This window comes from Eleftheria terrae, from assembly GCF_030419005.1.
Lineage (GTDB): Bacteria > Pseudomonadota > Gammaproteobacteria > Burkholderiales > Burkholderiaceae_C > Caldimonas > Caldimonas terrae.
Genome location: NZ_CP106951.1, coordinates 1,030,681 through 1,045,273 on the forward strand (window position 1 = coordinate 1,030,681; position 14,593 = coordinate 1,045,273).

Consider the following 14,593-nt stretch of genomic DNA (forward strand, 5'->3'; position numbering starts at 1 on the left):
AGTCTTCCATGCGAAGGCAAACGCGCCTGTGGGCCTTATTTGATCTCGAAGCGGGCGACGTTGTCGCGCGCGTAGGGTGTCAGGTCCATCGGCTGGCCGCGCACCGTGACCTCGGTGGCGCGCGCATTGCCGACCTGCACCCGCAGCGGGAAGCGGCCGTTGAGCTCCACCACCTCGCCGGCAGGGACCAGGCGCGACACCAGGGTCTTGCCGCCAGCGTCGCGCACGCTCAGCCAGCTGCTGGCCGAGACCCGCACCACCACCGGCGCGGACGGCACGGCGACATCGCTTGCAGCCGCCGCCTGCGAGGCCGCCGGCACCGCTTGCGAGGCGACCGGATCGGCCACCAATGGGGCCGAGTGCACGGTCTCCGTGCCGCTGGCCTCGCCGGGCGGGAACACCGGCGACGTGACCGTCGTGGTGGTGGTGCCCTCCGCCGCGCCGGACGCCGAGCTTTGTGCCGGCGCCGGCGCACTGCTGCCCGTGGGCAGGCGCAGCAGGCCCGGCGGCAGCGCCCACAGGATGGCGGCGGCCACCACCAGCAACAGCGGCAGCAGCAAGGCCGGGCGCAGCAGCGACGACAGCCTGAAGCCTTCGCGGCGGCGGCCGGCGCCGTCGCGGAAGGGCTGGTTCAAGCCAATGGCCACGTGCTCCAGCCGCGACGGGGTGCCAAGTTCGGGCAGCTTGGCCAGCACCGGCACCGGGTCGATCTTCAGGAAGCGGCAGACGGCCTGGGCCAGCGCGCGCGCGAAGGTCGGATCGGGCAGCTCGTCATGCCGATCGGCCTCCAGCGCCTCCAGTTTCTGGACCGTGACCTTGATCGAGGCCGCCAGCGCGGCGATGTGGATGCCGCTGGCCACCCGCGCGGCCTTCAGCATCTCGCCGGCGGTCTGGGACCCGTGCGGGGTCGGATGCAGGTTGCGGTCGCTGTCACTCATCGAAGCGCCTCCGCTCGAAGTCCGCTGCCTGGCGGGATTGCGGATAGCGCTGCTTCAATTGGTTGCCGTAGTCCATTGCTCCCATCGTGTTGCCCAGCTTGTGCTCGATGCGCGAGGCCAGCCAAAGGGTCTCGGCATTGGCCAGCTGGGGGACGTTGTTGACACGCCGGATGTAGAACCGGGCGCGCTCGTATTCGCCGCGGCGGTACAGCACGTCGGCCAGGTTGACGGAGATGGCCGGGTTGGCGGGGTCCATCTCGTAGGCTCGCGCCAGGGTTTGCTCGGCCTCAGGCAGCGTGCCGGCACGTGCCTGGCAGACCCCCTTGGCGAGCAGCGTCTTGGTGACGTCGCGGTTGCGCGGCTGGGCCGCCGCCAGATCGAACTGCGTGTTGGCGTCGTTGTAGCGGCCACGCTGGCACAGGAACCAGCCGTAGTTCTGCATCACGTCGGCATCGCGACTGTCGAGCTGCACCGCACGGCGGAAGCTCTCCTCGGCCAGCTGCTCTTCATTCAGGCTGGCATAGATCAGCCCCCGCAGGTTGTAGGCCTGCGGCATGTCGGGATCGGCCTGCAGGGCCTGCTTCAATTCGTCGAGCGCCGTGGTGGCCTGGCCCTGGCCGAAATAGGCGGAGGCCAGCTCAAGCCGGATGCGGGCGCGCTTGTGCGCCTCCGTCTCGTCGGAGGCGGTGACGATCTCGCGGCCGCTGCCGCCCCCCGGCGGCGGCAGATTGCCGCAGCCGGCCAGCCCGGCCGCCGCCAACACCAGCCACAGCGCGCGGCGCCAGCCATGAAGGACTGCACCGCCTTGCCCGCACATGGTCATCTTGTCTCCTGCCGGCGCCCGCCGGTGGTCGCGTGGATGGGGATGGGCTGGCGTGTCATGCGCTGCTGGACCCGGGTCCGGTCCTGCACCTCGCCGGCCAGCTGGCCACAGGCGGCGTCGATGTCGTCGCCGCGCGTCTTGCGCACGGTGGTGACGATGCCGGCGTCCATCAGGACCTTGGCGAAGGCCTGCACCCGGGCGCGCGGCGAGCACTTCAGCCCCGACGCCGGGAAGGGGTTGAAGGGAATCAGGTTGAGCTTGCACGACACCCGCCCGCGCAGCAGCGCGACCAGCTCATGGGCATGCGCCTCGCTGTCGTTGACACCATCGAGCATGCAGTACTCGAAGGTGATGAAGTCGCGCGGCGCGGCTTCAAGGTAGCGGTTGCAGGCGTCCAGCAGCTCGGCAATGGGGTACTTGCGGTTCAACGGCACCAGCTCGTCGCGCAGCGCATCGTTGGGCGCATGCAGCGACACGGCCAGTGCCACCGGGCAATCCTGCCGCAGCCGGTCCATGAAGGGCACGACGCCGGAGGTGGACACCGTCACACGGCGCCGCGACAGGCCGTAGCCGTGGTCGTCCAGCATCGTGCGCAGGGCCGGCACCAGGGCCGAATAATTCTGCAGTGGCTCGCCCATGCCCATCATCACCACGTTGGTGATGGCGCGCTCGCCGGGGGCCAGTTGCAGCCGCTGCCTCAAGTGGTGCTCGGCATGCCACAGCTGGGCGAGGATTTCGCCGGTGCCCAAGTTGCGGCTGAAGCCCTGGTGGCCGGTGGAACAGAAACGACAACCCACGGCACAGCCGGCCTGCGATGAAACGCAGAGCGTGCCACGGTCGTCTTCGGGAATGAACACCGCCTCCACCGCATCGCCGGCGCCGACGTCGAACAGCCACTTGATGGTGCCGTCGCTCGAGGCCTGCTCGGTGAGGACCGGCAGGGGCCGGATTTCCGCGCTGTGCGCGAGCTTTTCGCGCAGGGACTTCGCGAGGTCGGACATCTGGGTGAAGTCCGATGCGCCTCGCTGGTGGATCCAACGGAACAGCTGGGTCGCGCGAAAGCGCTTCTCCCCCAGCTGCTCGCAGAAAGCGGCCAGTCCGTCGAGATCGTGATCAAGCAGGTTGGCCGCCATATGCTCTCCTCGTTGGCGCCGCCCGCCGCAGCGGGGAGGCGCAGATGCTACGACCGCCTCAGCGGCTGTAGACGTTCATGCCGGGGAAGAAGAAGCCCACTTCCACAGCAGCCGTCTCGGGGGCATCGGAGCCGTGCACGGCATTGGCGTCGATGCTGTCAGCGAAATCGGCGCGGATGGTGCCCTTGTCGGCCTTCTTCGGGTCGGTGGCGCCCATCAGCTCACGGTTCTTGGCGATCGCGCCTTCACCTTCGAGCACCTGGATCATGACCGGGCCGGAGATCATGAAGTTGACCAGGTCGTTGAAGAAGGGACGTGCCTTGTGCACGGCATAGAACTGTTCCGCCTCAGCGCGGGACAGGTGCGCCATCTTGGCCGCGATGATTTTCAGACCCGCGCCTTCGAAGCGAGAGTAGATCTGGCCGATCACGTTCTTGGCCACTGCATCGGGCTTGATGATCGACAGGGTGCGTTCGACCGCCATGAATATTCTCCTGAATTCAACTACTTGGCAAAGCTTTGCATTGTAGCGCTTGAGGCCCGGGTTTTCCCCCGCCGAGGGCGCTTTTTCCGCCCTGCGGCATGGACTTGGAGCGCCGCCCCTCAGCGGCCGCGGCCGCCTCCACCGCCGCCGCGCTTGTTGCCACCACCACCGAAGCCACGGTTGCCGCCCTGGCCGCCGCCGCCGCCACCAAAGCCGCGGTTGCCGCCGGAGTTGCCGCCGCGCCCGCCGCCCTTCTGGCCATGGCTCTTGCGCAGGAAGGCGTCGGCGCCGATGTAGCCGACGCTGGTCTGCATCGGGTCAGGCTGGCGCGGCTGGCCTTGCTTGAGCTTGGTCGACTGTGCGAAGCGCTTGTCGTAGGTCTGCTCCAGCGGATCCGGGCCGATCACACGCGGCTGGGCCGGCCCACGGCCACCGCCACCACCGGCGCCGCCCGGGCCACGACCCTGGCGCTTGCCGGCCGGACCGCCCTTGCCGCCCTGCCCTTGGCCCTGCTTGCCGCCGCCCTGCCCCGGCCGACCGCGCGCATCGCGCTGGCCTTCCTGGCGCGGCGCGTCGCCGCCCTGGGCCAGCCGCTTCATCGAGCGCACATCGTTGTCGTCCAGCTCCACCCAGACGCCGCGCTTGAGGCCGCGCGGCAGCACCACGGTGCCGTAGCGGATGCGGATCAGCCGGCTCACGGTCAGGCCCACGGCGTCGAAGAGCTTGCGCACCTCGCGGTTGCGGCCTTCGGTGATGACCACGCGGTACCAGTGATTGGCCCCTTCGCCGCCACCGTCCTCGATGGACTTGAAGCTGGCCGGCTGACCGTCGATCTTCACGCCCTCCAGCAGCTTGTCACGCGCCTCCTTGTCCAGCGAGCCCAGCACGCGCACGGCGTACTCGCGCTCCACGCCGAAGCGCGGATGCATCATCTGGTTGGCCAGCTCGCCCGAGCTCGTGAACAGCAGCAAGCCTTCGGTGTTGATGTCCAACCGGCCAACCGACTGCCACTTGCCCTGTGGCAGCTTCGGCAGGCGACGGAACACGGTAGGACGGTTCTGCGGGTCGTCATGGCTCACCACCTCGCCGACCGGCTTGTGGTAGGCCAGCACGCGCGGCGGCGGCGGGGCGATCTGCACGCGGATGGGCTTGCCGTTGACACGCACCTGGTCGCCGTAGGAAATCCGCTGGCCGATGTGGGCCGGCTCGCTGTTGACCGAGATGCGGCCTTCGAGGATCAGCTGCTCCATGTCGCGGCGCGAGCCGATGCCCGCCTGGGCCAGCACCTTGTGCAGCTTGGGCGCGTCGGCATCGGGCTGCAGCACCCGCTTGCTCACGACTTCTTCGGCTTCCGCCTCGTCGTCGCCGTCAAACTCGCCGGCCAGCACTTCGGCGAAGCGCTGGCGCGCGTCTGCCTGGCCGCCAGCGCCCTGGCCGCGTGCGCCGCGCTTGCCTTGCGGCTGCCCGCCCGCGCGCTCGCCCTGGGCGGCACGGTCGCCACCCTGGCGCGGCTCACGCGGTTCACGCGGTTCGCGCGGTTCGCGCGGTTCGCGACCTTCCCGCGGCGGGCGCGGCTCGCGGGCCTCGGCCGGCTCGGTGGACGGCGCATCCTTCGACGGCTCCTGCCCGGCCGCTTCGGCGCCGGCCTGGCGTTCACCGCGTCGGCCACGGCGGTCGCGGCGACGACGACCGCCGCCTTCACCCTCAACGGCGGGCGCCTCGTCGCCTTGACCGAACTGCGACAACGTCTCGCCCGCCTCGGCGGCCTCCGCTGCCGTTTCCCCGGCATCCTGCCGGCCGCTAGGAGCCACTTCCGCCACAGCCGTGGTCGCCGGCACCTGAGGCGCCTGCGGAGCAGCCGCTGGCATCACTTCGGCCGCTGGGATCGAGCCCTCAGCCACCGGCACGGCGGCCGCCTCGCCTGCCAGCGCCTCGACCGCCACGGCAGCCGCGGTCTTGCGGCGGCGCGGCGCCTTCTTGGCGGGCGCAGCTGCCACCGCCTCCTCCGCGGCCGGTGCTGCTTCGACGGCAGGCGCCTCGGCGGGGGCCTGCGCCACCGCCTCGCTCACGGGCGCCTCGGCTGCCGGCACGTCCGCAGGCTTGGCCTTGCGCGGGCTGCGACGCTTGGGCTTGTCGGCCGGCGCAGCGCCCGCCTCGGAGGGCACCGTGGCTTCGGTGGGCACCTGCGTCTCGGGCGAAGGTGGCAGGTCTTGCGATTCAGAGTTCATGGCGAGTCGGTGGGAAGGCAGTGGGATCCGGGGTGTCGGGTTCAGCGGCGTCGCTGACGGGCGGGTGGTCGGAGGCCGGCAGCTCAGGCGCAATCGCCTGCTGCGGCACAAGGTCGGAGGCGATCTCGGCGCAGCCGGAGGCTGCCCCGCCATCGGTGGGGAGCGTCGCGGAGGTTGCCACGCCGGCCGCCTCCTGGAGCTCGTCGAAAGCCACACCGGCGTCGGGCCGGGGCGGCTGGGCGGTGTGAGGCGGCAGCGGGTCGACGCGGGCCTCGTCCTCGGCATCAGACAGCGGCGCGGCAGCCGCGACCGCGACCGCGGTATCGGTATCGGTATCGGTATCGGTATCGGCGTTACCTGTCGCCAGCGACGGCTCGGTGGCGGCAGCAGCCGCCTCCGGCCCGCCATCGCTGGCCACTTCCCGCGCGGAACCGGCCTCGGCCGGACCGTCCTGCACGAGCTCGGCCGGCGCCGGCGCATCCATCAGGCCGGCGGCCAGCAGGTCGGGCGCGGTAGCGGCATTCTGCAGCGCCGGCAGCTGGTCGAGCGAAGCGAGACCGAGGTCGTTGAGGAACTGTCGCGTCGTTGCGTACAGGGCCGGGCGGCCGGGCGCCTCGCGGTAGCCGATGGCGTCGATCCAGCCGCGGTCTTCCAGCTGCTTGATGATATGGCTGCTGACCGTGACGCCACGGATGTCTTCGATGTCACCGCGCGTGACCGGCTGGCGGTAGGCGATGATCGCCAGCGTCTCCATCGTCGCGCGGGAGTACTTGGGCGGCTTCTCGGGGTTCAACCGGTCGAGGAACTCGCGCATCTCGGGACGACTCTGGAAACGCCAGCCGGTGGACACCGCGACCAACTCGACGCCCCGGTCTTCCCAGTCCCGCGTCAACTCGTCGAGCAGCATGCGGAGGGTGTCTGCGCCCAGCTCGTCATTGAACAGGGAGCGCAAGTCGCGCAGCGGCAGCGGCTGTTGTGCGCAGATCAGCGCCGTCTCGAGGACGCGCTTCGCATCCTGTGTGTTCATGAGTTGTCGTTGTCGTCCTCAACCGGGATCGGGCGTCGCCGTATGGCGGCGAGCCTGCTCGCTGCAGGCCGGTGCATCGCACGCTGGATACGGGTGTCGTCGAGACTTGTTCTGGGTTCTGGGCAACGGCGCCAGGGATCAGGGCGCCGGACCTGGCTTGCCGGCGCTGCCCGGGGCGGCCGCAAGCCGCAGGCGCGGCACGGGCCGCAAGCTCTGGGCTGGTGCTTGCCTGGGGCGCATTGTATCCAAGCCGGCGCCTCGCGCGGCATCCGCGGCCTGGATGTCGGTTGATTACATCAGATCACGGGTGCCAGCCACCTGCTCCCAGGCCGCAGCGAAGTCCTCCGGCGGCTCGGCCTCGAAGCTCAGCGGGGCCGCGGTCACGGGGTGCAGCAAGCCCAGCCGCGCCGCGTGCAGGGCCTGGCGCTGCAGGCCCAGGGCCGGCCGCCCGCCGTAGACCGCATCCGCCACCAGCGGGAAGCCGCGCGAGGCGAGGTGCACCCGGATCTGATGCGTCCGCCCGGTGTGCAAGCGGCACCTCACCGCGGAGCAGCCCTGCCCGGTGGCCACGAGACTGACGTCGGTGCGGGCCGGCTTGCCGCTGGCGACCACCGCCATGCGCACGCGCGACTGCGGGTCTCGGCCGATGGGCGCGTCGATGCTGGCCAGGCGGGCCGGCTGCAGGATCTCGCCGTGCACCAGGGCCGCATATTCGCGCCGCACCTCGCGCGCGGCGATCGCCCGCACCAGCGCGGTCACCGCCTCCAGCGTCTTGCCGACCACCATCAGGCCGCTGGTGTCCTTGTCGAGCCGGTGCACGATGCCGGCTCGCGGCAAGCCCGCGGCGCCCGGGTGGTGTGCCAGCAGGCCGTTCAGCAGGGTGCCCGACCAGTGCCCGGCCGCCGGGTGCACCACCAGCCCGGCCGGCTTGCGCACGACCATCAGGTGGGCATCTTCGAACACGATGTCCAGCGCCAGCCGCTCCGCCCGGAAAGCCTGGCTTTGCGGCGTCGGGCGCAGCTCGACCTGCACCCGCTGGCCCAGCTGCACCTTGCGGCTGGCGGTGGTGGCGGGCTTGCCGTCCAGCTGCACGCAGCCCTGCTCGATCAGCGACTGCAGGTGGCTGCGCGAGAACTCGCCCGCCAGCCCGACCAGCAGCTTGTCCAGCCGCAGGCCGTGGCTGGCCGCATCGACGACCGCCTCGCGGCGCTCCGCCTCGGCGACCTCCGGGCCCTCGTCTTCCAGTTCGGCCGCGTCGGCCGGGAACGTGTCGGGGCAGGCAGGGGGAAGCATATAAAATCCGCGATCCTTCTTATGACTGGGGGCGGCAAGCACCGCCCACTGCTGGTATGCGTGATGTGAAGCCCGTGTCGGGAACCGAGCCGACGAGCGCAAGGCGCGTATCGCCTTCAGCCGCCCTGGCCGCCAGTGCCGTCGCCCTGGCCTTGCTGGCCGGCTGCTCCTCGACGCCGAAAGACGAGACGGCCGGCATGTCGACCGAGAAATTGTATGCAGAGGCCAAGGACGAGGCGGCCGCCGGCAACTACGAGCGCGCCATCAAGTTCTACGAGCGCCTCGAAGGCCGTGCCGCCGGCACCGTGCTGGCGCAGCAGGCCCAGCTGGAGCTGGCCTACCTCTACTACCGCACCAACGAGAAGGCGCAGGCGCTCGCCACGCTCGACCGCTTCGCCAAGCTGCATCCGAGCAGCCCGGCAATGGACTACGCGCTCTACCTGCGGGGGGTGGTGAACTTCAACGACAACCTGGGCCTGTTCGGCAAGCTGTCGCGCCAGGACCTGTCGGAGCGCGACCAGCAGGCCTCGAAGGACGCCTTCCAGGCCTTCAAGCAACTGGTCGAGCAGTTCCCCACCTCCAACTATGCGCCGGACGCCCGCCTGCGCATGGGCTACATCGTCAACGCGCTGGCCGCCTACGAGGTGCATGTGGCGCGTTACTACTTCCGCCGCGGCGCCTACCTGGCCGCCGCCAACCGGGCCCAGCAGACGGTGCAGGACTACCAGCAGTCGCCCGCGCTGGAGGAAGCGCTCTACATCATGGCCCGCAGCTACGACCGCCTCGGGCTGACCCAGCTGCGCGACGATGCCGAGCGCGTGCTGAAGACCAGCTTCCCCGACAGCCCCTACCTGGCTCGCGGCTTCGACGGCAACACCAAGCCGTGGTGGCAGCTCTGGTGAGATGAAGCGCGTCGGGCCGGCGGGCGGTCAGCTCGCCTCGCCCGCCAGCTCGCCCAGCCAGGCCACCGCCTCGTCCTCGCTGCCGAGGCGGGTCATCGGCGGCAGCGCCGCCAGTAGCCGCCGCCCATATCCCATGCTCACCAGGCGCGGGTCGCACACCACCAGCAGGCCGCGGTCGGTCTCGGTGCGTATCAGCCGGCCGGCGCCCTGCTTGAGCGCCACCGCGGCTTCCGGCACGAAGTAGTCGTTGAAGGCGTTGCGCCCTTCGGCCTCCAGGCGCTTCACCCGGGCCTCGACCAGCGGGTCGTTGGGCGGCGGGAAAGGCAGCTTGTCGATCACCACGCACTGCAGGGCCTCGCCGGGCACGTCGATGCCCTCCCAGAAGCTCTGCGAGCCCACCAGCACCGAGCGCGGTTGCGCGATGAACTGCTGCATCAGCTGCCGTTTCGGAGCGGTGCCCTGCAACAGCACCGCGATGTCGGCGCCTGCGTGCTCGAACTCCGCCTGCATCTCCTCGCCGATCTGCTGCAGCGCACGCAAGGTGGTGGTCAGCACGAAGGTTCGGCCACCCACCGCCTGGGCCAGGCGGGCCGCCAGCCGGGCGACGGCCAGCGGATGCCCCGGCTCGTTGGGCCGCGGGAACACGCGTGGCACATAGAGGCGCGCGTGCTCCGGATAGTTGAAGGGACTGCCGACCCGCAGCGTCCTGGCCTCGTCCAGCCCGGTGGGCTCGGTGAACCAGCGCAGCTCGTCGTCGGCGCCCAGCGTGGCGGAGGTGAAGATCCAGGCTTTCGAATGACTGTCGAGCTGCTCGCGCATCGCCTCGCGGATATCCAGCGGCGACTCCACCAGCCGGGCCTGCTGCGGGCTGATGTCGATCCAGCGCACCTTGCCGGCCGCCGCATCGAACGCAAAGCCGCCCGCCTTCTTCGCCAGCAGGCGGGCCCGCTCCTGGAGCTTGGGGAAATCGGGCGCGACCTCGGCCACGTTGTTCAGCGCCTGGTCGGCGGCGCGCGCATGCTCGCCAAGCGCCTGCAGCGCGTCGAGGAACTCGGGCCGCCCGGCGCGCTCCTGCCAGCGCAGCTTGACCACCCCCCGCACTTCACGCAGCGAGCCAGCCGCCGCCAGCCGCAGATCGCGCGCGGCGCGCTCGCAGGCGGCCGCCAGCTCCGACCAGGGCGCCAGCCCGCGCGCGTGTTGCAAGCCGGCCGCCAGCATGTCGCGGGAGAAGTCGAGCACCTGGCCGGTGGCCAGCGTCGTGCCGAGAAACTGCACGCCGGCCTCGGCCAGCTGGTGCGCTTCGTCGAAGATCACGGCGTCTGCGCTCGGCAGCAACTCGGCAATGCCTGTTTCGCGCAACGCCAGATCGGCAAAGAACAGGTGGTGGTTCACCACCACCACGTCGGCGGCCAGCGCTTCACGCCGGGCCTTCATCACGTGGCAGTCGCGGTAGCTGGGACAGTCCGAGCCCAGGCAGTTGTCGCGGGTGGAGGTGACCAGCGGGATCACCGGCGAGCGGTCATCCAGGCCGTCGAGTTCGGCCAGGTCGCCGCTCCTGGTGCCGTGCGACCACTGCTCGATCTTCGCCAGGGTGCGCACCGCCCAGCGGTCGGGCAGCGCACTGTCGTGCCGCGCCTGCTCCAGCCGGTGCAGGCACAGGTAGCTGCCGCGCCCCTTCAGCAGGGCCAGCTGCACCGGCACCTGCAGCGCATCGCGCACATGGGGAAGGTCGCGCAGGAACAGCTGGTCCTGCAGGCTTTTGGTCGCGGTGCTGACGAGCACCCGGCCGTCGGCCAGCAACGCCGGCACCAGGTAGGCGAAGGTCTTGCCCACGCCGGTGCCGGCCTCTGCGACGATGGGCCGGCGCGCCTCGATGGCACGCGCGATCTCGCGCGCCAGCTCGGTCTGCGGCGCCCGCTCGCGGTAGTCGGCATCGGCTTGCGACAGCGCGCCGCCGGGCGCGAAGGTGTCGAGCACCGCCTGCACCAGCACGCCATCCTGGTGGGATGGCGGCGGCGCCATGAGATCGTCACCCCAGCCGCTGCCGGCCAGGAAGTCGTCGGCCTCGGTGGCCGAGTCGGCGGGGTTCATCGGGGGCCCTTCGGGAGGTGCGCTGCCATGGGGCTGCCTTCAGGCGGCTGGGCAACGGTCATGGGGTGGCTTTCGTGCTGCGCACTGCGGGGGCATGGCCTGCGAGCGGCGCTCATGCCGGCTCTTGCGGGTCGAGTTGGGTTTCCAGCCGGGCGATGTGGTCGCGCAGCAGCAGGCGGCGCTTCTTGAGCCGGCGCAGCGACAATTCGTCCAGCGGGCGCTGTCCTTCGGTCTGGTCGATCAGGTTGTCGAGGTCCGCGTGTTCCATGCGCAGCTCGATCAGCCGACGCTGAGGCGAGTGCAGGTTTTCATTCATGGAGGCCATCAGTAGGAGTACTCGGCAGGGATCGGGGTCGCCTCGATTATAGTTTTCGCTGTTTTGTAACGGGCCGACCATGAGCGCTCCACCCAAGGGTTACCGTCTCACCGCCGCCACCGGCATCCACCGGGGCGACCGCACCTACCAGCAAGACCAGGTGGAGGTGCTGGCCCATCCGCGTGTCAGCGGCTGCCTGCTGGGCATCGTGGCCGACGGCATGGGCGGCAAGAGCGGCGGCCGCAAGGCCTCCGACCAGGTCGTCCTCACCGCGCGCCAGTTGTTCGAGCGCTATGCGCCGTCGAGCGACGACGCGGCCGAGACCCTCAAGCAGCTGGTGCTCGAGTCGCACCTGATGATCAAGCTCACCGCCATCACGGCCGAAGAGGAGCCGCACAGCACGGTGGCGGCTTTCCTCATCAATCCGAGCCGGGAATGCGCGGTCATCCATGCCGGCGACTCGCGGGTCTACCACTTCCGTGGCGCCGACATGGTGAGCCGCACCAAGGACCACTCCTATGTGCAGCGCCTGGTCGACGAGGGGCAGATCACCGAGGACGAGGCCAATGTGCACCCGCAGTCCAACCTGCTGACCGGCTGCCTGGGCACCTTCCAGGATCCACCGGTGACCACCCACCACATCGCCCGACTCGAGGTGGGCGATGCGTTGCTGGCCTGCAGCGACGGGTTGTGGCACTACTTCAGCCCCCGGGAGCTGGGCGCCATCCTGCACACCTTGCCACCGCGCGAGGCAAGCGAAATGCTGATCAGCAAGGCGCGCCAGCGGGCCCGCGGAGGCGGCGACAACCTGTCGCTCGCGGTGGTGCGCATCGAAGCGCTCAGCTGAGGCGGTTCCAGGGCGACTGTCAGAACCCGCGTTGAAATGCCCCCCGCAAGGGCTTAGATTCCACGCCACTGACCGCACCCGGCCTGGCTTGCCGCCTGCCAGCCCTTGCGGGCGAGCAGGAGCCCGGTGCATGGCACGCGCCATTGCGGCTCCCTTCCGCCATCACCAGGAGCCGCCATGCCCGTCACCGCCCCGCAGCACCCTGCTGCCCTCGTCACGCCGGGAGATTCCACGCACGGTGCGTCGAGCACCGCACCAGGCGCCGGGCCCGGCAGCACGGTGCATGGCGCGGCGGGCAAGCCCCCCGATACGGGCAGCGCTCCGAACGACGTGCCAAGCGGCCTGCTGGCCGGCACTGCCAGCGGCCCCCGGTCGAGCGGCATGCCGCACGGCGACCCCGCCTCCCCCCTTGCAGCAGCCGATGCGACCCCGAAGAACACCGCCGGTGGCGGAGCCGCGGCCCCCGGCCACGAAGCGGCTGTCGAAAGGGAGATCACCGAGCGACTGGGGCTGCTGCCGAACTTCTTCAGGGCCGCCGGCGGCATGCCGGGCTGGCTGCCGGCGCTGTGGCAGTTTGCCAAGGCGGCCTACCTCGACAATCCGCTGCCCTCGCTGTTCAAGGAACGCCTGTTCGTCCATCTCTCGCGCTTTTGCGAACGGCGCTACTGCATCGTCCGGCATGTGGGCTACCTGCTCGGCCGGGGCCGTCCCGCCGGCGATGCCGCCGCCTGCCCGGCCAGCGTCGAGCAGGTGCTGGCCCTGCTGAAGCGGGCGCCGGCGGGCAGCGAGCAGGTGCAGACAGCCATTGCCCAGCTTGCTGCACGCGAGGCCCCCCTTGCCGCCTGGCCGGCGCCCGACACGCCGCTGGAGCAGCAGCTGTTCGACGTGGCCACGGCCCTCTTCACCGACCCCACCCGCGCAGAAGACGCCACCCAGGCGCTGCGGCAGGCGCTCGGCCTGCTGCGCTGCGAACGGCTGCTGGCCTGCCTGGCCTACATCCGGGCCGCCCATGCCTGGAGCCTGTTGCACCCCGAGCTGGCTTATGAAGACGATCTGCAGGCGCTGTTGGCCGGGTACCCGGCGCTCGGACACCTGCTGCACGGTGAGGATGTCGGCGCCCGGTCGGGGCGCATGCACTCCGAGTCGGTGGAATTGCAGGCGGTGCGCCACCAGCGCGACCAGCTCGAAGCCGTGCAGCGTGAACTGGAAGAGCGTGACCGTCAGAAGGACGAATTCCTCGCCATGCTCTCGCATGAGCTGCGCAACCCGCTGGCACCGCTGCGCAGCGCGCTGGAGCTGCTGCGCCTGAGCGCACCCGGCGCGCTGGACCCTGCCCCCCTGCACGAGATGCTGGAGCGGCAGGTGAACCACCTGGTGCACCTGGTGGACGACCTGCTCGACGTGCAGCGCATCACCCACGGCAAGATCGCCCTGCGCAAGGAAAACGTCGACCTGCTGCTGGTGGTGAACACGGCCGTCGAGGCCAGCATGCCGCACATCATCGACGCGCGTCAGCGCCTGCACCTTTCTCTGCTCGCCGCGCCGCTGCGGGTGCAGGGTGACCGGGTCCGCCTGACCCAGGTGGTCACCAACCTGCTCAACAACGCCGCGCGCCATACCGCGCCGGGTGGCGACATCTGGCTCACCGTGCAGCGAGAAGGCCAGCAGGCGCACATCTCGGTGCGCGACAGCGGCCATGGCATCGAGCCGGCCATGCTGCCGCATGTCTTCGACCTGTTCGCCCAGGTGCCCAGCCCAGGCACCGCGCTCAGCGCGGGACTGGGGGTGGGGCTGGCGCTGGTGCGCCGGTTGGTGGAGCTGCATGGCGGCAGCGTCGCTGCCTACAGCGAGGGGTCCGGCCAGGGCAGCGAGTTCACCGTGCACCTGCCGCTGGCGACCCAGGGCTTGCCCACCCTCAGCCCGGCCGAAGCGCGCAGCTTTCGCCTCTCCGCCCGGGTGCTGGTGGTGGACGACAACCGCGCGGCGGCAGACCCGGTAGGCGCACTGCTGCGCCTGATCGGGGCGGATGCCAAGGTCTGCTACGACGGCGATGCGGCCCTCTACGCGATCGACGACGGATTCCAGCCCGACGCGGTGGTGATCGACCTCGGCATGCCGGTGATGGACGGCTTCGAGCTGGCCCGGCTGATTCGCCAGCATCCGCACAGCAAGGACGCCCTGCTGATTGCCCTGACCGGCTGGGGCCACGAGCAGCACAAGCAGATGACCCAGGCCGCCGGCTTCGACCACCACCTGACCAAGCCCATCGACTTGGCCGCCTTGCAGGCCGCGCTCAGCACGATCCGGCATGCGTCGTGAGTCAGCCGTCGCGCGGTCGGCTGCGCGCCATGCGCCATGCGCCGTGCGCCATGCCGTGCGCCATGCCATGCGCCGTGCCATGCGCCATGCCGTGCGCCATGTGCCGTGCGCCCTGTGCCACGAGCGATGTGCCATGAGTCTGGGGCAATATGCCGCGCATCGCCCACCCCGCTTCCCGCGCCACCTGCCGGG

General features: G+C 70.5%; 12 protein-coding genes. 3 read left to right on the forward strand and 9 right to left on the reverse strand.

Translation table 11 applies throughout. The annotated features are described in order from the left end of the window. Positions 1-35 precede the first annotated feature (35 nt). The 7 genes from N7L95_RS04625 to N7L95_RS04655 all read right to left on the reverse strand — a co-directional run bounded on the left by N7L95_RS04625 (position 36) and on the right by N7L95_RS04655 (position 7,926). On the reverse strand, positions 36-938 hold the full coding sequence (locus tag N7L95_RS04625) for a helix-turn-helix domain-containing protein (RefSeq protein WP_301258644.1): 903 nt from the start codon (positions 936-938) through the stop codon (positions 36-38). Next, complete coding sequence (gene pilW, locus N7L95_RS04630) at positions 931-1,761, reverse strand: type IV pilus biogenesis/stability protein PilW (RefSeq protein WP_301258645.1); 831 nt, start codon at positions 1,759-1,761, stop codon at positions 931-933. Before pilW ends, N7L95_RS04625 begins: the two co-directional genes overlap by 8 nt. Then, entirely contained in the window at positions 1,758-2,894 is a 1,137-nt protein-coding gene (rlmN, locus tag N7L95_RS04635; protein WP_301258646.1) for a dual-specificity RNA methyltransferase RlmN, read from the reverse strand. The genes pilW and rlmN overlap by 4 nt, the downstream gene beginning before the upstream one ends. A 58-nt stretch (positions 2,895-2,952) precedes the next feature. Continuing rightward, positions 2,953-3,378: a nucleoside-diphosphate kinase gene (ndk, locus tag N7L95_RS04640; RefSeq protein ID WP_301258647.1), complete on the reverse strand. Its 426-nt coding sequence runs from the start codon at positions 3,376-3,378 to the stop codon at positions 2,953-2,955. Between the two features lie 119 nt (positions 3,379-3,497). Further along, positions 3,498-5,606, reverse strand: a complete 2,109-nt coding sequence (locus N7L95_RS04645; RefSeq protein ID WP_363324860.1) for a pseudouridine synthase — start codon at positions 5,604-5,606, stop codon at positions 3,498-3,500. After that, positions 5,596-6,633 carry an SMC-Scp complex subunit ScpB gene (gene scpB / locus N7L95_RS04650; protein WP_301258648.1) on the reverse strand — a complete coding sequence of 346 codons (1,038 nt, stop codon included), beginning with the start codon at positions 6,631-6,633 and terminating at the stop codon, positions 5,596-5,598. The genes N7L95_RS04645 and scpB overlap by 11 nt, the downstream gene beginning before the upstream one ends. A gap of 291 nt (positions 6,634-6,924) precedes the next feature. Beyond that, positions 6,925-7,926 (reverse strand): RluA family pseudouridine synthase, encoded by a 1,002-nt coding sequence (locus tag N7L95_RS04655; protein WP_301258649.1) that lies wholly within the window; start codon positions 7,924-7,926, stop codon positions 6,925-6,927. 56 nt (positions 7,927-7,982) lie between these two features. On the opposite strand from N7L95_RS04655, the gene N7L95_RS04660 reads away from it, so the two are divergent. Beyond that, positions 7,983-8,828, forward strand: a complete 846-nt coding sequence (locus N7L95_RS04660; RefSeq protein WP_301258650.1) for an outer membrane protein assembly factor BamD — start codon at positions 7,983-7,985, stop codon at positions 8,826-8,828. A gap of 27 nt (positions 8,829-8,855) precedes the next feature. Here N7L95_RS04660 and yoaA read toward each other — a convergent pair whose 3' ends face one another. Next, on the reverse strand, positions 8,856-10,850 hold the full coding sequence (gene yoaA, locus N7L95_RS04665; RefSeq protein ID WP_301260071.1) for a DNA repair helicase YoaA: 1,995 nt from the start codon (positions 10,848-10,850) through the stop codon (positions 8,856-8,858). Between the two features lie 181 nt (positions 10,851-11,031). After that, entirely contained in the window at positions 11,032-11,235 is a 204-nt protein-coding gene (locus N7L95_RS04670; RefSeq protein WP_301258651.1) for a DUF465 domain-containing protein, read from the reverse strand. A 79-nt stretch (positions 11,236-11,314) separates the two neighbouring features. On the opposite strand from N7L95_RS04670, the gene N7L95_RS04675 reads away from it, so the two are divergent. Continuing rightward, a complete protein-coding gene (locus tag N7L95_RS04675) occupies positions 11,315-12,082 on the forward strand; it encodes a PP2C family protein-serine/threonine phosphatase (RefSeq protein ID WP_301258652.1) in 768 nt (255 codons plus the stop codon). 177 nt (positions 12,083-12,259) lie between these two features. Next, complete coding sequence (locus N7L95_RS04680; RefSeq protein WP_301258653.1) at positions 12,260-14,401, forward strand: hybrid sensor histidine kinase/response regulator; 2,142 nt, start codon at positions 12,260-12,262, stop codon at positions 14,399-14,401. The last annotated feature ends 192 nt before the right edge of the window (positions 14,402-14,593 follow it).

Excerpts from the sequence above, each read along its gene's own strand:
- N7L95_RS04625 (WP_301258644.1), bottom strand. The coding sequence starts at position 938 with ATGAGTGACAGCGACCGCAACCTGCATCCGACCCCGCACGGGTCCCAG.
- pilW (WP_301258645.1), bottom strand. The coding sequence starts at position 1,761 with ATGACCATGTGCGGGCAAGGCGGTGCAGTCCTTCATGGCTGGCGCCGC.
- rlmN (WP_301258646.1), bottom strand. The coding sequence starts at position 2,894 with ATGGCGGCCAACCTGCTTGATCACGATCTCGACGGACTGGCCGCTTTC.
- ndk (WP_301258647.1), bottom strand. The coding sequence starts at position 3,378 with ATGGCGGTCGAACGCACCCTGTCGATCATCAAGCCCGATGCAGTGGCC.
- N7L95_RS04645 (WP_363324860.1), bottom strand. The coding sequence starts at position 5,606 with ATGAACTCTGAATCGCAAGACCTGCCACCTTCGCCCGAGACGCAGGTG.
- scpB (WP_301258648.1), bottom strand. The coding sequence starts at position 6,633 with ATGAACACACAGGATGCGAAGCGCGTCCTCGAGACGGCGCTGATCTGC.
- N7L95_RS04655 (WP_301258649.1), bottom strand. The coding sequence starts at position 7,926 with ATGCTTCCCCCTGCCTGCCCCGACACGTTCCCGGCCGACGCGGCCGAA.
- N7L95_RS04660 (WP_301258650.1), top strand. The coding sequence starts at position 7,983 with ATGCGTGATGTGAAGCCCGTGTCGGGAACCGAGCCGACGAGCGCAAGG.
- yoaA (WP_301260071.1), bottom strand. The coding sequence starts at position 10,850 with ATGGCGCCGCCGCCATCCCACCAGGATGGCGTGCTGGTGCAGGCGGTG.
- N7L95_RS04670 (WP_301258651.1), bottom strand. The coding sequence starts at position 11,235 with ATGAATGAAAACCTGCACTCGCCTCAGCGTCGGCTGATCGAGCTGCGC.
- N7L95_RS04675 (WP_301258652.1), top strand. The coding sequence starts at position 11,315 with ATGAGCGCTCCACCCAAGGGTTACCGTCTCACCGCCGCCACCGGCATC.
- N7L95_RS04680 (WP_301258653.1), top strand. The coding sequence starts at position 12,260 with ATGCCCGTCACCGCCCCGCAGCACCCTGCTGCCCTCGTCACGCCGGGA.